This is a genomic window from Mycobacterium sp. NPDC003449, from assembly GCF_053588415.1.
This window is the reverse complement of the sequence record NZ_JBSFPX010000061.1, coordinates 16887-35198: the sequence shown is the minus strand read 5'-3', so window position 1 is coordinate 35198 and position 18312 is coordinate 16887. Positions and strand designations below refer to the sequence as shown.

Annotated in this window: 22 protein-coding genes; 14 read left to right on the top strand and 8 right to left on the bottom strand. The window is 68.5% G+C overall.

Features of this window, described 5'->3' with window-relative positions:
* The 3 genes from ACWDTP_RS17260 to ACWDTP_RS17250 form a co-directional block, all read left to right on the top strand.
* Positions 1–196: hypothetical protein (locus ACWDTP_RS17260; protein WP_450021820.1), on the top strand; the 196-nt coding region annotated here is incomplete at its 5' end.
* Between the two features lie 52 nt (positions 197–248).
* Positions 249–1493, top strand: a complete 1245-nt coding sequence (serB, locus tag ACWDTP_RS17255; RefSeq protein ID WP_450021826.1) for a phosphoserine phosphatase SerB — start codon at positions 249–251, stop codon at positions 1491–1493.
* Positions 1494–1533: 40 nt separating this feature from the next.
* Entirely contained in the window at positions 1534–1824 is a 291-nt protein-coding gene (locus tag ACWDTP_RS17250) for a hypothetical protein (protein ID WP_450021818.1), read from the top strand.
* 10 nt (positions 1825–1834) lie between these two features.
* Here ACWDTP_RS17250 and yczR read toward each other — a convergent pair whose 3' ends face one another.
* A complete protein-coding gene (yczR, locus tag ACWDTP_RS17245; RefSeq protein ID WP_450021816.1) occupies positions 1835–3277 on the bottom strand; it encodes a MocR-like transcription factor YczR in 1443 nt (480 codons plus the stop codon).
* Between the two features lie 64 nt (positions 3278–3341).
* On the opposite strand from yczR, the gene ACWDTP_RS17240 reads away from it, so the two are divergent.
* From ACWDTP_RS17240 to ACWDTP_RS17205, 8 genes are all read left to right on the top strand, one after another.
* Positions 3342–3497 (top strand): hypothetical protein, encoded by a 156-nt coding sequence (locus ACWDTP_RS17240; protein WP_450021814.1) that lies wholly within the window; start codon positions 3342–3344, stop codon positions 3495–3497.
* On the top strand, positions 3494–4225 hold the full coding sequence (gene yczE, locus ACWDTP_RS17235) for a membrane protein YczE (protein WP_450021812.1): 732 nt from the start codon (positions 3494–3496) through the stop codon (positions 4223–4225). Before ACWDTP_RS17240 ends, yczE begins: the two co-directional genes overlap by 4 nt.
* Positions 4171–5043: an ABC transporter ATP-binding protein gene (locus ACWDTP_RS17230; RefSeq protein WP_450021810.1), complete on the top strand. Its 873-nt coding sequence runs from the start codon at positions 4171–4173 to the stop codon at positions 5041–5043. The genes yczE and ACWDTP_RS17230 overlap by 55 nt, the downstream gene beginning before the upstream one ends.
* Before the next feature lie 35 nt (positions 5044–5078).
* The gene (locus ACWDTP_RS17225) at positions 5079–5840 is read left to right on the top strand and encodes an NUDIX hydrolase (RefSeq protein WP_450021824.1); all 762 of its coding nucleotides are present in this window, start codon (positions 5079–5081) and stop codon (positions 5838–5840) included.
* On the top strand, positions 5837–6526 hold the full coding sequence (locus ACWDTP_RS17220) for an enoyl-CoA hydratase (protein WP_450021808.1): 690 nt from the start codon (positions 5837–5839) through the stop codon (positions 6524–6526). Before ACWDTP_RS17225 ends, ACWDTP_RS17220 begins: the two co-directional genes overlap by 4 nt.
* Positions 6527–6560: 34 nt before the next feature.
* On the top strand, positions 6561–7574 hold the full coding sequence (locus ACWDTP_RS17215; RefSeq protein WP_450021806.1) for a class I SAM-dependent methyltransferase: 1014 nt from the start codon (positions 6561–6563) through the stop codon (positions 7572–7574).
* The gene (locus ACWDTP_RS17210; protein ID WP_450021822.1) at positions 7532–8734 is read left to right on the top strand and encodes a THUMP-like domain-containing protein; all 1203 of its coding nucleotides are present in this window, start codon (positions 7532–7534) and stop codon (positions 8732–8734) included. Before ACWDTP_RS17215 ends, ACWDTP_RS17210 begins: the two co-directional genes overlap by 43 nt.
* 74 nt (positions 8735–8808) lie before the next feature.
* Positions 8809–9498: an esterase gene (locus tag ACWDTP_RS17205; RefSeq protein WP_450021804.1), complete on the top strand. Its 690-nt coding sequence runs from the start codon at positions 8809–8811 to the stop codon at positions 9496–9498.
* A gap of 19 nt (positions 9499–9517) precedes the next feature.
* On the opposite strand, the gene ACWDTP_RS17200 is transcribed toward ACWDTP_RS17205, so the two are convergent.
* Together ACWDTP_RS17200 and ACWDTP_RS17195 are read right to left on the bottom strand one after the other, a co-directional pair.
* A complete protein-coding gene (locus ACWDTP_RS17200) occupies positions 9518–11062 on the bottom strand; it encodes an alanine/glycine:cation symporter family protein (RefSeq protein ID WP_450021802.1) in 1545 nt (514 codons plus the stop codon).
* Between the two features lie 69 nt (positions 11063–11131).
* Positions 11132–12424, bottom strand: a complete 1293-nt coding sequence (locus ACWDTP_RS17195) for an outer membrane protein assembly factor BamB family protein (RefSeq protein ID WP_450021800.1) — start codon at positions 12422–12424, stop codon at positions 11132–11134.
* A gap of 117 nt (positions 12425–12541) precedes the next feature.
* On the opposite strand from ACWDTP_RS17195, the gene ACWDTP_RS17190 reads away from it, so the two are divergent.
* The 3 genes from ACWDTP_RS17190 to ACWDTP_RS17180 are packed head-to-tail and all read left to right on the top strand — an operon-like array spanning position 12542 to position 13976.
* Positions 12542–13282: an acyltransferase gene (locus ACWDTP_RS17190; RefSeq protein ID WP_450021798.1), complete on the top strand. Its 741-nt coding sequence runs from the start codon at positions 12542–12544 to the stop codon at positions 13280–13282.
* Positions 13283–13290: 8 nt separating this feature from the next.
* Entirely contained in the window at positions 13291–13665 is a 375-nt protein-coding gene (locus tag ACWDTP_RS17185; RefSeq protein WP_450021796.1) for a YidH family protein, read from the top strand.
* Positions 13662–13976, top strand: coding sequence for a DUF202 domain-containing protein (locus ACWDTP_RS17180; RefSeq protein WP_450021794.1), 315 nt, complete (start codon positions 13662–13664; stop codon positions 13974–13976). The genes ACWDTP_RS17185 and ACWDTP_RS17180 overlap by 4 nt, the downstream gene beginning before the upstream one ends.
* Before the next feature lie 62 nt (positions 13977–14038).
* On the opposite strand, the gene ACWDTP_RS17175 is transcribed toward ACWDTP_RS17180, so the two are convergent.
* The 5 genes from ACWDTP_RS17175 to ACWDTP_RS17155 form a co-directional block, all read right to left on the bottom strand.
* Complete coding sequence (locus ACWDTP_RS17175; RefSeq protein WP_450021792.1) at positions 14039–15340, bottom strand: uracil-xanthine permease family protein; 1302 nt, start codon at positions 15338–15340, stop codon at positions 14039–14041.
* 73 nt (positions 15341–15413) lie between these two features.
* Entirely contained in the window at positions 15414–15812 is a 399-nt protein-coding gene (locus ACWDTP_RS17170) for a VOC family protein (protein ID WP_450021790.1), read from the bottom strand.
* A gap of 16 nt (positions 15813–15828) precedes the next feature.
* Complete coding sequence (locus ACWDTP_RS17165) at positions 15829–16113, bottom strand: 2Fe-2S iron-sulfur cluster-binding protein (RefSeq protein ID WP_450021788.1); 285 nt, start codon at positions 16111–16113, stop codon at positions 15829–15831.
* Positions 16113–17102, bottom strand: coding sequence for an isopenicillin N synthase family dioxygenase (locus ACWDTP_RS17160; protein ID WP_450021786.1), 990 nt, complete (start codon positions 17100–17102; stop codon positions 16113–16115). Before ACWDTP_RS17160 ends, ACWDTP_RS17165 begins: the two co-directional genes overlap by 1 nt.
* Positions 17103–17290: 188 nt before the next feature.
* Positions 17291–18283, bottom strand: coding sequence for an isopenicillin N synthase family dioxygenase (locus ACWDTP_RS17155; protein WP_450021784.1), 993 nt, complete (start codon positions 18281–18283; stop codon positions 17291–17293).
* Positions 18284–18312 lie beyond the last annotated feature (29 nt).

Below are 18312 nucleotides of genomic sequence, written 5' to 3'. Positions count from 1 at the left end.
CGACCGGGCCGCAGCGGATCTGGACGCCGACGACCCGCGGGTCGACCGGGAGCCGGGTGGAACCATCCTCCCTGCATTCGAGCTGCACTACCCGCACATGGTCGAGCGGATGCGCGCCGAGGCCCATGTGGGCCGGGCGCACGGCCCCTCCGACGGGGATGTGACGCGTCTCGACGACGAAAATGTCCGCACCTGATCAGGCGTAACGGCGGCCTGCGGGGAAGATGAGTCGAAAGGTGGCTTCTCCCATCGGCTCTTCGCGCGAGCGCTCATCGGTGCTCATCACCGTCACCGGAGTCGATCAACCGGGCGTGACCTCGGCCCTGTTCGAGGTGCTGTCACGGCACAAGGTCGAGCTGCGCAACGTCGAGCAGGTCGTGGTGCGTGGCCGGCTGACGCTCGGGGTACTGGTGGCGGCGCCGGCCGCGACGGTCGACGTGGCCGAGCTGAGCAACGACGTCGAGGCCGCGATCCACGGTGTCGGGCTGGACGTGGCGATCGAGCGCAGCGACGATCTGCCGGTGATGCGCGAGCCGTCGACGCACACCATTGTGGTGCTGGGCCGCCCGATCACGGCCGGGGCGTTCGGCGTGGTGGCCAGGGAGGTGGCCGGGCTCGGCGTCAACATCGACTTCATCCGCGGGGTGTCGGACTATCCGGTGACCGGGCTGGAACTGCGGGTTTCGGTACCGTCGGGGGCCGCCTACGGCCAGCTGCAGGCGGCCCTGGCCCAGGTGGCGGTCGACGAGGGCGTGGACATCGCGCTGGAGGACTACAGCCTGTCCCGGCGGGCCAAACGGCTCATCGTCTTCGACGTCGATTCGACGCTCATCCAGGGTGAGGTGATCGAGATGCTGGCCCAGCGGGTCGGCATGGAGGCCCAGGTTGCCGCGATCACCGAGGCGGCCATGCGCGGTGAGCTCGACTTCGCCGAATCCCTGCACCGGCGGGTGGCCACCCTGGCGGGCCTGCCGGCCTCGGTGCTCGACGACGTCGCCGAGCGTCTGGAACTGACCCCGGGCGCGCGCACCACGATCCGCACCCTGCGCAGGCTCGGGTATCACTGCGGGGTGGTGTCGGGCGGCTTCCGCCAGGTGATCGAGCCGCTGGCGCACGAGTTGATGCTGGACTACGTGGCGGCCAACGAACTGGAGATCGTCGACGGCACGCTGACCGGGCGGGTGGTTGGATCGATGATCGACCGGCCGGGGAAGGCCAAGGCGCTGCGCGACTTCGCCCAACAGGCCGGGGTGCCGATGGAGCAGACCGTCGCGGTCGGCGACGGTGCCAACGACATCGACATGCTGGCCGCCGCGGGTCTCGGGGTGGCCTTCAACGCCAAACCGGCGCTGCGCGAGGTGGCCGACGCCTCGTTGAGCCATCCCTACCTCGACACCGTGCTGTTCATCCTCGGCATCACCCGCGGTGAGATCGAGGCGGCCGACGCCGTCGACGGCATGGTCCGGCGGGTCGACATCCCCGAGGACGAGTGACACCGTGCCCCGCGGCGGCGGGGTGCCGTAAGCTGAGCCGGTGATCACGGTGAAGCATGCGGTCCTGGTTGGCGCCGTCGCGGCCTCGGCGGTCCTCGGACAGCTCGCGGTGGCAGCCCCGGCCGACGCGAAGCGCTGCCCGTCGGGCACCGTGCAGTCCAAGTTCGAAGGTGTGTGCGTCAAGGGTGGCTCGAGCGGGGCGGCGCCGCCGGTGATGGCGCCCGCGGGCGGGCCGCAGGTCGTCACCCGGCCGGGGCAGTATCCGACGGTGAACGGGATCCCGTGCAACGACGAGCATTACGGCACCTGCCTGGCGCTGATGCAGCCGTAGCCCCCGGCGGCTACACCACCAGGGTCTGTGACTGCGGGCCCACCGTTCCGGTGATGCTGGACCAGGCGCGGGCGAGCAGTCCGACCGCCTCGGTCAGCGCGGGTTCGGGAAGGCCGTAGGGCAGCCGCACGAACCGCTCCAAGGTTCCGTCTACCCCGAATCGGGGACCTGCGGGCAGGTCAAGGCCGAGCCGCGACGCCGACGCCGCCAGCGCGGTGCTCATCGGCGCGGGCAGCCTCACCCACAGCGACAGCCCGCCGCGGCCGGGCCCGGGCTGCCAGTCCGGCAGTTCCCGCTCCAGCAGTGACACCAGGAACCCCCTGCGGCTGCGGAGCAGCTCACGACGCTCCGGCAGGATGTCGTCGCGCAACGCGAGAAGTCTCGCCGCGGTGAGCTGTTCGAGAATCGGGGTACCCAGGTCGAGCGAAGGGCGGATGGCCGCGATGGTGGCCAGCGTGCTGCGCTCGGCCCGGATCCAACCGATCCGCAGGCCGCCCCAGAAGGATTTCGACATCGAGCCGATCGTCAGCATGAGGTCGCGGTGCGCGGATACGGTCGCCGCGAGTGGCTGCGGCGGCGGGCCGTCCAGCCACATGTCGAGCATCGACTCGTCGACGATGCTGCGGGTCCGGGTCTCGGAAAGAATGTGTCCCAGCCTGTTCCGGTCATCGGCGGACAGGGTGAACCCGGTCGGATTGTGGCTGTCGGGGATCAGGTAGGCCAGGCTCGGTGCGAGCTGGCGCAGGGCGGCATGCACCGCGTCGAGTTCCCACCCCTCGTCGGTGAGCGCGACCGGCACCGCCCGGGCGCCCGCCGTGGCGATCGCCGACAGCGCTCCGTGGTAGGTGGGTTGCTCGACCAGGACTCGGTCGCCGGCCTCGGTGTAGGTGGCCAGGATCAGGCTGATCGCGTGCTGCGCACCACTGGTCACCATGATCTGGGTCGGATCGGTGGGAAGCCCTCGGGCGCAGTATCTTTCGGCGATCGCCGAGCGCAGGGCGGCGACGCCCATCAACTCGTGGCCGGGCTCGTGCAGGAACGGCGGAACGTCCTTGGCGGCGATGGCGAACGCTTCGAGCACCTGTGCGCACGGCGCCGAAAGCGCGGCCGCCGCCAGGCTGACCGTCGGCGTGCCGGCCTCGGGTGTCACCTGCGGGCGCACCGGCAGGGCGGTGGTGCTGCGGGCGCCGCGCCGGGCGTTGAGGTAACCGTCCTCGCGGAGCTGGGTGAACGCCGCGGTGACCGTGGTGCGCGAGACGCGCAGGGACTCGGCGAGGGCGCGCTCGCTGGGGAGCCGTGAGCCGACCGGCAGCCTGCCGTCGACGATGAGCAGCCGGATCGCGTCGGCCAGGCCCAGATAGGCCGGGCCGCTCAGACTGGAGGTGCGCCAGTTGCCCAGCTCGCGTGCCAAAAGGTCCACATCGAGCGCTCGGCCCACCATGTCGGTACTCATATCGATGCCAGTGTGCGCCAACTGGCTATTGATGAGCAAGCCAGATCGCCGGAATTATCGGGGCATGCGAACAAATTGGCTGTCTCGACTGGCCGACGGGCTGGCGGCGACGTTCAACTGGCAGGGTCCGGCCGGCATCCGCGACTACGTCGACCGCGACGAGGAGCGCGTGCGCCGCGAACTGGACCTGATCCGGCTGCGCTTCCAGCACCACTCATGACAGCCGACGTGCGCTCGCGAAACGCAGTGCGCCGCGGTGTGATGCTGCTCGTCGGCCTGGTCGGCTACGGCGTATCGATGGGCGTGATGGTGCGCGCCGGGCTGGGGCTGGACCCGTGGGACGTGTTCCACCAGGGTCTGACCCGCCACACCCCGATGACCATCGGGCTGGCGTCGGCCGTGGTCGGCGTCGTCGTCCTGCTGGCCTGGATCCCGCTGCGCAACCGGCCCGGGGTCGGCACCGTCGCCAACGTCGTCCTCATCGCCGTCACGGTCGACGCCACGCTCGCGGTCCTGCCCGCCCCGGCGGCGATGCCGGTGCGGATCGCGATGATGGTCGGCGCCGTCGTGCTCAACGCCGTCAGCACCGTCCTCTATATCGGCGCCGGTCTCGGCCCGGGCCCGCGCGACGGTCTGATGACCGGCCTGGTGGCGCGGACCGGGCTGTCGGTCCGGCTGATCCGCACCGCGATCGAGGCCACCGTGCTGACCGTCGGCTGGCTGCTCGGCGGGAGCGTCGGCGTCGGCACCGTCGTCTATGCCTTCGGAATCGGGCCGCTGGTGCAGCTGTTCCTGCGACTTACCCCACGTCGCATGCTGTTCCACGACTTCGGTGCGCCCGAACGGGCCAGGCGCGACCGAGCGGCACCGCAACCGGTCACTACGATGGGCGAGTGCCCACAACCGGAGCAGACGCAGACGACAGTGCCACCGGTGTCGACGACGTAGATCGGGACGACCTGCTGATCGACTTCGCCAGGGTCACCCTGCGCCGGGGCGGAAACACCCTGGTCGGGCCCGTCACCTGGGCGGTCGAACTCGACGAGCGGTGGGTGGTGATCGGGCCCAACGGTGCGGGCAAGACCTCGCTGCTGCGGATCGCCGCGGCCAGCGAACATCCGTCGTCGGGAACCGCCTACGTGCTCGGTGAGCGGTTGGGCCGCACCGACATGTCGGAGCTTCGGTCCCGCGTCGGGTTGAGCAGTTCGGCGCTGTCGCAGCGGATTCCCGAGACCGAGGTGGTGCGCGATCTGGTGGTGTCGGCCGGATACGCGGTGCTGGGCCGCTGGCGCGAAACCTATGAGGACGTCGACTACGCCCAGGCCGTCGACATGCTGGAGAGCGTCGGCGCCGAACATCTCGCCGAACGCGCCTACGGCACGCTCTCGGAGGGCGAACGCAAGCGGGTCCTGATCGCGCGGTCGTTGATGACCGACCCCGAACTGCTGCTGCTCGACGAACCCGCGGCCGGCCTCGACCTGGGCGGCCGCGAGGAACTCGTGGCGCGGCTGACCGATTTCGCCGCCGACCCGGACGCGCCGGCGATGGTGCTGGTCACCCATCACGTCGAGGAGATCCCGGTGGGCTTCAGCCACGGGCTGATCCTGTCCGAGGGCACGGTGGTCGCGTCCGGTCTGCTGACCGAGGTGCTGACCGCGGAGAATCTGTCCAGGGCGTTCGGCCAGTCGATCGCCCTCGATGTGATCGACGGCCGGTACTTCGCCCGACGGGTCAGAAGGCGCGCGGCGCACAGGAGGCGAGATTGAGCGATCCGCTGGTTCCCAGACCGGCCGCGACGGTGATGCTGGTCCGGGACACCGCCGACGGGATCAAGGTGTTCCTGATGCGCAGGCACGCCGCGATGGAATTCGTCGCCGGGGTCATGGTGTTCCCCGGTGGCGGCGTCGACGACCGTGACCGCAACGCCGACATCTCCTGGTTCGGCCCGGAGCCGTCGTGGTGGGCGCAGCGCCTCGGCGTCGACACCGGCCTGGCCGAGGCGCTGGTCTGTGCCGCGGCGCGGGAGACGTTCGAGGAGTCCGGGGTGCTGTTCGCCGGGCCGCACAGCGGGGTGGGCGACCCCGGCATCGTCTCCGACGCCTCGGTGTACGGCGAGGCCAGGGCCGCGCTGGCCGACCACACCCTGTCCTTCGCCGATTTCCTGCGCGACGAGAAGCTGGTCCTGCGGGCCGATCTGCTCCGCCCGTGGGCCAACTGGGTGACGCCGAAGGAGGAGCGCACCCGCCGCTACGACACCTACTTCTTCGTCGCGGCGATGCCGGACGGGCAGCGCGCCGACGGGCACAACACCGAGACCGACCGGGCGTTCTGGAGCACGCCGCAGGCCGGGCTCGACGACTTCGCCGAGGGGCGCAGTTTCCTGCTGCCCCCGACCTGGACCCAGTTGGACTCGCTCAACGGTCGCACGGTGGCCGAGGTGCTGGCCGTCGAGCGCAAGATCGTCGCGATCGAACCCAGCCTGGCTACCGGTGAGGGCAACTGGGAGATCGAGTTCTTCGACGGCGAGCGCTACAACGCGGCCAGGAACCACCGATCGCCATGACCACGAACGAATTCGTCCACGTCGTGATCGGTGCCGCCCCCGAACAGGAGGGGGTGGCCGGGCTGCTGTTGTCGCGGCCGCCGACCAACGCCATGACCCGCCAGATGTACCGGGAGATCTCCGCGGCCTGTGCCGAGCTGGCCGAACGCGCCGACGTCGCGGCGGTGATCCTGTTCGGCGGCCATGAGATCTTCTGTGCCGGCGACGACGTGCCGGAGCTGCGCACCTTCGATGCCGAGGAGGACGCCGCCGCCGATCACGCCCTGCAGCGCTGCCTCGAGGCGGTCGCCGCGATCCCGAAGCCGACGGTCGCGGCCATCACCGGCTACGCGCTGGGCAGTGGGCTGGCGCTGGCGTTGGCCGCCGACTGGCGGGTGGCGGGCGACAACGTCAAGTTCGGCGCCACCGAGATCCTGGCCGGGCTGGCGCCGCGTGGCGGCGGCGGGGTGCGGCTGGCCGAGGCGATCGGGCCGAGCAAGGCCAAGGAGCTGGTGTTCAGCGGGCGGTTCGTCGGCGCGCAGGAGGCGCTGGAGTTGGGCCTGATCGACGAGATGGTGGCCCCCGACCATGTCTACGACGCGGCACTGGCCTGGTCGCGTCGCTTCGTCGGCCATCCGGTCGACGTGCTGGCCGCCGCCAAGGCCTCCGTCGGCGGTCGTGTCGACCGGGCGGCGGACCGGCCCTGACGCCAACCGGGCGGCGGCGGTTAGGCTGCCCTGCATGACAGAGATCAAGGATTCCGGCACCGACGCGGGTGCCGCTGTCGATACGGCCGGCGGGCCGGTCCCCAATCCGCACGCCACGGCCGAACAGGTCGAGGCCGCGATGCACGACAGCAAGCTCGCCCAGGTGCTCTACCACGACTGGGAGGCCGAGACCTACGACGAGAAGTGGTCGATCTCCTACGATCAGCGCTGCATCGACTATGCCCGCGGCCGGTTCGACGCCATCGTGCCCGAGCCCGAGCAGCGCGAACTGCCCTACGACCGGGCCCTGGAACTCGGTTGCGGCACCGGGTTCTTCCTGCTCAACCTCATCCAGTCGGGGGTGGCGCGGCGGGGTTCGGTGACCGACCTCTCGCCCGGCATGGTCAAGGTGGCCACCCGCAACGGCCAGTCCCTCGGCCTGGAGATCGACGGGCGCGTCGCCGACGCCGAAGGCATCCCCTACGAGGACGACACCTTCGACCTGGTCGTCGGGCACGCGGTACTGCACCACATCCCCGATGTCGAACTGTCGCTGCGCGAGGTGGTCCGCATCCTCAAACCCGGCGGCCGGTTCGTCTTCGCCGGTGAGCCGACCACGGTCGGCAACCGCTACGCCCGCGAGCTGTCCACCCTGACCTGGCACGCCGCCACCAACCTGACCAAGCTGCCCGGGCTCGCGGGATGGCGCCGTCCCCAGGCCGAGCTCGACGAGTCCTCGCGCGCGGCGGCCCTGGAGGCCGTGGTGGACCTGCACACGTTCGAGCCCGCCGACCTGGAGCGGATGGCCGCCAATGCGGGCGCCGTCGAGGTGCGCACCAGCAGCGAAGAGTTCACCGCGGCCATGCTCGGCTGGCCGGTGCGCACCTTCGAGGCGGCCGTTCCGCCCGGCCGGTTGGGCTGGGGCTGGGCCAAATTCGCGTTCAACAGTTGGACCACGCTGAGCTGGGTGGACGCCAACGTGTGGCGCAGAGTGGTGCCCAAGGGCTGGTTCTACAACGTGATGGTGACCGGGGTCAAACCGTCGTAGTCTTCGACGTCGAGACCGTCGGGTACCTGCGATCGCAGGCCGGCGGGCAGGCGCTGCGCCGAGCCGAGGAACACCCGCTGTCCCCGGTCAGTCTGGTCGCCGACATCGCCGCGCTGCGAAAGCAATTCGGTGACCGGGCGGCGGTGCTGGTGGAGACCGTGCGGTTGCGCAGGCGGGCCGCGGCGAAATTCGCCGACCCGTCGGCCTGGCTGTTCACCGACGAGGCGTTGCAGCAGGCCACCACCGCGCCGGTGGCCGCCCACCGGGCGGCCCGGCTGGCCGGCGCCCGTATCCACGACGCCACCTGCTCGATCGGCAGTGAGCTTGCGGCACTGCGTCATTCGGCCGGCGAACTCGTGGGCAGCGATATCGACCCGGTGCGACTTGCGATGGCCGCCAACAACGTTGCCGGTGTGGAACTGTGCCGGGCCGACGCGTTGCGGCCGATCACCCGCGACGCCGTGGTATTCATCGATCCGGCCCGTCGCCAGGGCGGTCGGCGCCGGTTCGACCCACGGGCCTACACGCCCGCGCTGGACGGCGTGCTCGACGTGTACCGGGACCGGGACGTCGTCGTAAAGTGCGCTCCCGGAATCGATTTCGACGCGATCCGGCGGATGGGTTTCGACGGTGAGATCGAGGTGACCTCCCAGGCGGGCGGGGTGCGTGAGGCCTGCCTGTGGTCGCAAGGGCTGGCCGGGGCCGGAGTGCGCAGACGGGCCACCCTGCTCGACCACGACGAGCAGATCACCGATGCCGAACCCGACGACTGTCCGGTGGCTCCGGCCGGCCGGTGGATCGTCGACCCCGACGGTGCGGTCGTGCGGGCCGGGCTGGTCCGCCACTACGCGGCGCGGCACGGTTTATGGCAACTCGACCCCGATATCGCCTATCTGTCCGGCGATCGGCTGCCCGACGGGGTGCGCGGATTCGAGGTGCTCGATCAGATCGGCTACCACGAACGGCGACTGCGGTCCGCGCTGGCGGACCGGTCGGTGGGGGCGGTCGAGATCCTGGTCCGTGGCCTTGACGTCGACCCCGATCTGCTGCGACGCCGGCTGCGGTTGCGGGGTTGCGGACAGCTCGCGGTGATCCTCACCCGGCTGGGATCCGGGGCGTCCAGCCGGGCAACGGCATACATTTGTCGGCCGTCGCGGTGACCCGCCAGTACGCTTGTGTTGATGTGCCGGCGCCGTGGCCGGCGCGAGTTCATCGCCTGCGAGGACGGCTGACGATGCGAATATCGAGGATGGCGCCGCTGCTGGCGGTCGGGGTACTGGCCGGGTGGACCGGTATGCCGATAACCGCCGCGCAATCGGCGTGCACCGAACTCGGCGGCACCGTCGACCGGGACCAGGTGTGCCAGGTGCACACCGCCAACGCCACGTACACGCTCGACTACACGTTCCCGGTGGGATATCCCGACCAGCAGGCGGTCGCGGGCTATCTGATCCAGACCAGGGACGGATTCGTCAACGTTTCGGGCATGCCGGGGTCGCGGGACCAGCCGTATGTGCTCGACGGCAGGGGAACGGCGTACTCCTCGGGTGTGCCCGCGCGCACCCAGAGCCTGGTGTTCGAGGTGTATCAGAACGTCGGCGGCGCCCATCCGCAGACCTGGTTCAAGGCGTTCAACTACAACCTGGGCACCCGGGCCCCGATCACGTTCGACAGCCTGTTCAGACCGGGCACCAAACCCCTTGACGTGGTCTTTCCGATCGTGCAGCGCGAAATCCAGAAGCAGTCCGGGGTCGAGCAGGCGATCCCGCCGACGGTCGGGCTGGATCCCGCGCACTACCAGAATTTCGCGATCACCGACGATTCGGTGATCTTCTTCTTCGGCCAGGGTGAGCTGATGGCCGAGGCGGCCGGCGCCACCCAGGCCGCGGTACCGCGGTCCGCGGTGGCGTCGCTGCTGGCCTAGCCAGGCCACCGGGCCGCCGCTACACCGACGTGGGCTCGCGACCTTTCTCGCCGGTCGGTTCGTAGGATTCCCAGAACGTCGCGCCGGTGATCCCCAGGACGGTTGGATCGAACACCGGGTCCAGCCCGGCGCGCTGCTGACGCTCGTAATCGCGCAGCGCCGCCAGCGCGGGGCGCTGCAGGATGAGGATGCCGACGATGTTGAGCCAGGCCATGAGTCCCACCCCCATATCGCCGAGCGTCCAGGCTTCCGTCGCCGTCGAGATCGCACCGATCACCACCGATACCAGGATCAGCGCCTGCAGCAGCATCGTGGCGTTGGATCCCACGGTGCCGCGGATCAGCGGTACCGGTGCCGATGCCGCCTTGCCGAGGATGAACCTCAGATTGGTCTCCGCCATGTAGTAGTAGGCGATCAGCGTGGTGAAGCAGAAGAACGCCAGCGAGATCGCGATGAACGATGCGCCCGCGCCGCTCCACAGCGTGTCGAAGCCGACCTGGGCGAAGGCCGGGCCCACCGCGGTGTCCGACGGCAACGTGCCGCCGTCGGCGAGCACCGCACCCGTCTCGCTTTCCCCTTCGAAGACCCGGTATGCGCCCGTCGAAAGGATCAGGAAACCGGTCGCCGTGCAGATGAACAGCGTGTCGACGTACACCGCGAACGCCTGTACCAGGCCCTGTTTGGCCGGGTGGGACACTTCGGCGGCCGCCGCGGCATGCGGACCGGTGCCCTGGCCCGCCTCGTTGGAGTAGATGCCGCGCTTGACACCCCACATGACCGCGGAGCCGATGATCGCACCGAACGCGGAATCCAGTCCGAACGCACTGGCGAAGACCATCCGCAGGACCTCGGGAATCACGTCGGCGTTGACCACGACGATCACCAGCGCCAGCAGGATGTAGACCACGGCCATGAACGGCACCACGATGGAGGCGAACGCCGCGATGCGTTTGACGCCCCCGATGATGACGAAGGCCAGCACGATCACCGTGCCGACCCCGACCCACCAGGTCGAGAAGCCCCAGGCCGAATTCATGGCCGCGGCCATCGAATTCGACTGCACGCTGGGCAGCAGCAGGCCGCAGGCCAGCACCGTGACGGCCGCGAAGATCATCCCGTAGACCTTGAACGGGCCCGCGCCGCGGGTGTGGGCGAGCGCGCGGCTCAGGTAGTAGGCGGGGCCGCCGCGGTACTCGCCGGTCAGTTGGTCGCGGGTCTTGTAGATCTGGCCCAGTGTGCACTCGACGAATGACGTCGACGCGCCGAGAAAGGCCACGGCCCACATCCAGAACAGCGCACCGGGGCCGCCGAACGCGATCGCGGTGGCCACCCCGGCGATGTTGCCGGTGCCGACCCGGCCGGCCAGCGACATGGTCAGGGCCTGGAACGACGACACCCCGGAAGGTGACTTCTCACCTTTGAGCATCAGCCGGACCATTTCCGGAACTTGGCGCACCTGCAGGAATCTGGTGCGGATGGAGAAGTAGACGCCCGCGCCCAGGCATAGAAAGACCAGCGCGCTACTCCAGATGTAACTGTTCAGATTGTCAAGGAAGTCCGACACATGGGGATCCTGGCATGTCTCTGGCCGGGCGCTGTTAAAAACGTGTCAACTCGCTGTTAGATCTTCTGCTCAGGCCGGCGCGAACCCGTACACCTGACCGTCGCTGGTCGCGGCGATCACCCTGTGGTCCTGGCCGATCGACACCCCGACCGGCCAGCCCGTGGCCTCGGGCAGCGGATAGGTGTTGAGCGTGTGGCCGTCGCCGGTGTCGAAGACCAGCAGCGCCTGCCCGTGACCGCCCTCGCGGGCCACGGTGTACCCGACACCTCCCGCGCGGCTCGTCGTCGTCAAGGGCGCCGCGTCGTCCCGGCTCCAGACCACCTCGCCGTGGTCGCCCGCATCGCGCACCGCGACCAGTTTGGCGTCCGGTCCGCCACCGGCCACGATCAGCCCGTCCGGGGAGACCGATGGCGGGGTCTGGGCCAGATAGTCCAACGGCACCGACCATTTCGCCGAACCATCGGCCGCGTTGACCGCCCACAACCGTTCGTCGCGGCCGTTGACATAGATCGTCGCCCCGTCCGCCGAGAGCACCGGGCTGGCCAGCGGCCCGCGGCCGACGGCCTGCGAGGTCCACTCCCGGCTCAGCAGCGGCTGCTGGCCGGGCCGGTAGCGCAGGCCGATCAGCACGGGGCCGTCGCGGCCCGGTTCCCACAGGCTCAGCACCACGCGGTCGGAGGCGGACGAGAACGCGGGCGCGGCGGCCACCGGGCACCGTGACCGGGCCAGCGGGCAGTCCTCGAGGCCGCGCTGTGAATCGGTCGGGTCGACTCCCGAGACCAGATCCAGCGGTGTGCCGACGACGATGCCGCGGTGCCCGTCGAACACCAGCACCTGGCCCAGGTGGGTTACCACCAGCAGCTGCCCGCCGTCCAGCAGCCTCGGTGTGGTGGGCATGCCGATCACGGGCTGGCGCCAGCGGATCCACTGCGTCGGCGGGTAGGCCATCATCGTGCCCGGCTGCCCGACGTAGACGCTGTCGAAATCGTCCATCAGCGGGCTCGACCAGCCGCCGCCCTGAATCAGCCGCGTGCACCAGCGTTGGCGCCCGTTGTTGTCGGTTTCCCAGACCATCAACGAACACCCGGCCGAGGTCTGGGCGTTGGCGGCGAGGTAGGGGTGGAAGTCGGCCGAACCGACCGCGACCTGGGCGCCCAACTCGCCCTTGACCGAACGGTTCCACTCCAGCCGGAGGGTGTCCGCGCCGGCGGCACCGCTGAAGCTGCTGTTGGAGGCGTCGCGGTACTGGGCGGACCAGCCCAGCGAGGCGCGCGCGTCCACCCAGGAATCGGTGTTGCCGCAGCCCGCGACGAGGCCCGTGAGCAGCGCCGCTACCGCCAGCGCCAGGTATCGGCGGAACACGGTGTCCTTTCGTCGGGCCCGCAGGTATGGACCACGTGAGGGTAACCCGGCAGGCCACCCGGACCGGAGCGACGACCCGGGTATCGGGCCGGGCCGGCTCGCGTAGGCTTTTCCGCCATGACGACGATGTGGGGCGCACCACTGCACAAACGGTGGCGCGGGTCCCGGCTGCGCGACCCGCGCCAGGCGCGGTTTCTCACCAGGGCCTCGCTGAACTGGGTTATCACCAACCGCGCGTACACCCCGTGGTACCTGGTCCGGTACTGGCGGCTGCTGAAGTTCAAGCTGGCCAACCCGCACGTCATCACCAGGGGCATGGTGTTCCTGGGCAAGGGCGTGGAGATCCAGTGCACGCCGGAGCTGGCCCAGATGGAGATCGGCCGCTGGGTCCACATCGGCGACAAGAACACCATCCGCTGTCATGAGGGTTCGCTGCGGATCGGCGACAAGGTGGTGCTCGGCCGCGACAACGTCATCAACACCTACCTCGACATCGAACTCGGCGATTCGGCGCTGATGGCCGACTGGTGTTATGTCTGCGACTTCGACCACAAGATGGACGACATCGACGTGCCGATCAAGGATCAGGGCATCGTCAAGGGGCCGGTGCGCATCGGGCCCGACACCTGGATCGCCACGAAGGTCACCGTGCTGCGCAACACCATCGTCGGCCGGGGCTGTGTGCTCGGTGCGCACGCCGTGGTCAAGGGGGAGATCCCGGACTTCTCGATCGCCGTCGGCTCCCCGGCGAAGGTGGTCAAGAACCGCAAGCTGGCCTGGGACACCTCGGCCGCCGAACGGGCCCAACTGGCCGAGGCGCTGGCCGATATCGAACGTAAGAAGGCCGCGAGCAACTGAGCGACGCCATGCAGCGGCCCGGCGAGGACACGGGCTCCGACGCGGATTCGGAGCCCGACTACCGGTTCACCCTGGCCAACGAGCGCACCTTCCTGGCCTGGCAACGCACCGCGCTGGGGTTGTTGGCCGCCGCGGTCGCGGTCGTCCAGTTCGTGCCCGAGATGGGCCTTCCCGGCGCCCCGCGCATCGTGGGGGTGGTGCTGACGGTGCTCGCCACGGCAACCGCGGGGGTGGGGCTGTGGCGCTGGCGCCAGGTCGACCGCGCCATGCGGGCGGGTACCTCGTTGCCGCGCCACCCCACCCCGGGCTATCTCGCGGTGGGATTGTGCGTGATCGGGCTGCTGGTCCTGATCGCCGCCGTGGTGAAACTGGTCGCGGGGTGAGGACTTTCGAGCAGACCCTGCCCGCGCAGCGTACGGCACTGTCCTGGACCAGGACCTCGTTCGCGGTGCTGGGCACCGGCGCGGTACACATGCTGCACGACATTCAGGACCACCGGGCCGGGTTCGGTCTGGTCGCGGCGGGTGTGGCCGTCGTCGTCGCCCTCGGCGTCTATCTGGTGGGGGCGGGCAGACAACGCACGCTCGCGAAACAGCCGTTGCCGCGCCGGATCACCCCCACCGTCCAGGTGCACGCGGTGACGGTCGGGGTGATCATTCTCATTGCCGTGTCGGTGCTTTCGCTGCCCGGCTAGCACAGGATGCGAGCATCGGGGATGGTCTCGCCGCGCTCGAGGAGTTGGGCCCCGAGTATCGCTCAGCTGACAGGCTGGCCGACCGGGTGCGCGGCGGTGCGATCCGCGGATGGGACCTGCGGTTTCACGGTATTGCGCCACGTTCCGACCACCCGCATAGCGTGGTACACCGCGACGGCCGCGATGGCGCCCAGGGCGATCCCGCCGAAGCTCAACCCACCGATCGCCCAGGTGAAGTCGGCGATGCCGATGACCAGGGCGATGGCTGCGGTGAACTGGTTGATCGGCTGGGAGAAATCGACGCGGTTGATCACCCAGATGTGCACCCCCAGGATGCCGACCAGCCCGTAGAGGGCAACGGTGGCACCGCCCAGAACGCCAGGCGGTATGGAGGCGATGGCGGCTCCCACCTTGGGGCACAGGCCCAACACGACTGCCGCCAGACCGGCGACCCAGTATGCCGCCGTCGAGTACACCTTGGTGGCCGCCATGACGCCGATGTTCTCGGCATAGGTGGTCGTGGCCGATCCGCCGCCGCTGCCCGCCACTGTGGTGGCCAGGCCGTCGGCGAACAGCGCCCGCCCGATCAAATGGTTGTTGTCGGTACCGGTCATGGCGTTGATCGACTTCACGTGCCCGATGTTCTCGACCACCAACACCAGTACCACTGGGACGAACATCGGTAGCACCGACACATGGAAGGTGGGAGATGTGAAGTCCGGCAGGCCGATCCAGGAGGCCGAGCCGATTGCCGAGGTATCCACTTCGCCGCGCGCCATCGCGATCACATAGCCGACCACCACTGATGTGAACACCGCCAGCCGACCCAGTAGGCCGCGGAACACCACGAGCGACAACACCATGAGCACCAACACGATGAAGGCGGTCACCGGTGCCTTCTCGAAGTTCGCTTTCGCCGTGGGTGCGAGATTGAATCCGACCAACGCCACGATGGCGCCGGTGCATACCGGCGGCATGAGCTTCTCGATCCAGCCGATGCCCGCGAAATGCACGATCGCGCCGATGACCATCACCATCACACCGACCGCGATGATTCCGCCGAGCGCGCCCGCGGGCCCATCCGACGCCGATGCGGCAGTGACGGGCGCGATCACCGCGAAGCTCGAACCGAGGTAGCTCGGAAGCTGATTGCGGGTGACCAACAGGAACAAGATGGTGCCGCTTCCCGAGAACAACAGCGTGGTGCTCGGCGGGAACCCGGTCAGCACCGGCACGAGGAACGTCGCGCCGAACATCGCAACGACGTGCTGCAGGCCGATGCCTATCGTGCCGGGCCAGGAGAGTCGTTGGTGCGGCGCGACCACGTCGCGCCCATCCGTGGGCTGCCATCGCAATATTGACATGTTTCGTTCCTCCTGGACCGGCCGGACGGATGGTTCGAGCTGACGGTCGACGCCCTTGTCGAGAAGACGAAGCTCACGCGATGGTGAGGTGATTGATCCGGAATGCGTTGCCTGCCGGGTCGATCAGGACTGCCTGCCAGGCGCCGTAGTAGGTACGGTTGGGCGGTTTGATGCATTGGGCGCCCGCCGTGACCGCCCTTTCGGTCAATGCGTCGACCGCGCCGTCGTCCGCCACCTCGAATGTCAGGAAATGGTCAGTACCCGAGGGGTTTTCGGCGGGTTTCAGGTTGAGTAGCGAATACGCCGCCGGCGCACTGAAACCGAGGATGGTCTCGCCGAGGTGTAGTCCGCGGAAATGGTCCGAGCGTAGTTCGATGACCTCGTCGAGACCGAAGACGGTGCCGTAGAACTCGCTCAACGACACGATGTCGTCGGTGATCACGCTCGCGAACGACAAGCGGACGTCTGGCATTGTTACCTCCGAAAGTTCACAGATCCAGGATCAATCGGCCGCAGGCGGCGCGGCTCACACATGGGACGAATCTCTTGCCTGCGGCCTTCGCACGCGGTGACAGCACGGTGTCGCGGTGCGCAGGAATTCCGCCGAGCAGAGTCTGGACGCACGCTCCGCATTCGCCCCGCAGGCAGTTGGAGTCGATGCCACCGACCACCTCCCGAAGGACCGAAAGCGCAGTACGATCCGACGGTACGGTGACAACAATTCCGGTGCGCCGCAGTTCGATCTCGAATGGCTCGACGGCTGGCTCGGTCATCAGGCGAATGAGATCGTCTTCTGGAACTTGTTGGTCAGGTGATCGCCCGACGAAATCGGCTGATATCGGGGTTCTTCGCCGGGCGCAACACAACTCGGCAGGCATTCGATCATGGCGTCGTAGTTGGGCTGGTGGAAGAACACCAAGCTCATCCGGCGGGTGTCTCCGGCGCTGTCGGGCTGCGGCGGGCGCACGCGGTGCCTGGTCGAGATCCACAGATCGTTGGTCCATTGGGCCATCAGGTCGCCGATGTTGACGACGAAGGCTCCAGGGACCACCGGCACCGGCACCCAGTCGCCGTCCTGGGTGAAGACTTCCAGTCCGCCGGGCGCTTCCTCCTGGCGCACGATAGTCAAACTTCCGTAGTCGGTGTGTGCGCCGGCCCGCATCTGCCCGGGTAGTGGTGGGGTGTCCAGGTGCGGATAGTTGATCGCGCGCAGCATGCTGATGTCTTTGTCGATGGATTGCGCGAAGAAGTCCTGATCGAGTTTCAGAGCGCGGGCGAACCCGCTCATGATCAGGCGCGCGAGCGAATTCATCTCGCGGAAGTAGGTGGTCCAGATCTGCTCCATGCCGGCCGGACGCTGGGCCCACCGGTTGGGCAGGAAGTGCGGGCCGGCATTCTCCACCGCGTAGTACGGATCGTTGCGGTCGACGTCGACCGGTCCGACGTCATACTTCTCGTGCAGGTCGCGAGGCTGCGCGACATCTTCGCTATAGGAGAATGCCTGCTCGCCGACTGACGAATACCCGCGGACCGCATCGGGACTCGGTTGATGTACCCGCTGCTTCTCTTCGAGCGGGAGAGCGAAGAACTCGTCGGAGACGCGGTACATGTCTTCGATCACGTGCTCGGCAACGCCATGATTGACCACCTGGAAGAAGCCGATCTCCCGGCCCGCATGGTCGAGGGCTCTTCCGACGGCGTTTTTCTCGCCCTCGTCGCCGTCCACCAGGGCGGCGATGTCGATGATCGGGACTACGGACACGGTGTCTCCCCTGAACTGAGCTTGCCTGCTGACGTGACTCAGTCTGTTCCGCATAAGGTCTCGGCAACAGAAGCGGCGGTCACCGGTTACGGTGCCCGTCGATGGCGGACATGCACATCCGAAACATCGTCGCAACACGCGGCAACGCGACAGACATCGGCAGTAACCGGCCGTAACAGTGCGGTGGCTCAATCCTGAACTGTGTGGCGCCCGAATGTGGTCTGCCGCACGTATTTTTCGATCAGGTGCTGCCCGGCGAGGAGCTCGTGCGCCGCAGGCGACACGTTTTCGGTGAACGGCGGCAGTTCGGCGACTGCGGTGTCGTGGCTGGGGTGTTGGTAGAACGCGAATGCCAGCCTGGAACTCTCGAAACCCACAGACCGCGGCGGGTTGGCCGTGCGATGAACGGTCGCAGACCAGTGATTCGCTGTCCATTCGGCGAGCAGATCTCCGACCAGGACCACCAAGCTCACCGGGGTCGTCGTGACCTCCAGCCACTCGCCGTCGTGGTCGTACACCTGCAAGCCGCCAGTCGTCGCCTCCGCGCACACCAGTGTGAAGGCGCCGTAGTCGGTATGTGTCCCGGCGCGGTACTGGTAGGGCAGTGGCGCTTCCACCTGCGGGGGATAGTGCAGGGCACGGAGCATGCTGAGCTCATCGGCAAACATCGGCACGAAATGGTCGCGTGCCAAGCCGAATCCCTCAGCAGACAACGCGAGCAATCCCGCACCGACGCGCTGCATGTGGCGGTAGTACGCCTCCCAGACCGGCCGGAAACCTTCGGGCCGACCTGGCCACAGGTTGGGAAACGCCATCGGCGACGCCCCGGGCCGGCCGAGCGTCGGCCTGTCGACGGGGCCGATGTCCATCTTCTCTTTCAGATCGCCGTGCGACTCTTCGTCCAGCGAGTAGGCGATGCCTTCCGACCCCACCCCGGACCAGCCCCGCACCTGTTCTGGGGCCGGCTGCATCACCGTCTCCTTGAGCTCGACGGGTTCGTCGAAGAACCCGCGAGTGACCGCGAACAGCTCGTTGGTCAACGGCCTGGGGATGCCGTGGCCTTCCAGGTGGGCATAGCCGGTGCGTGACAGTGCGGCATCGAGCAACTCGAACTGCCGCCTGCGCGCCCGTGCGGAGGGCCCGCACACCTCGGCGAGATCGATCGGCGGAGGCAAAATCACTCGACTACTGTGCACCATGAGTCCGTTGT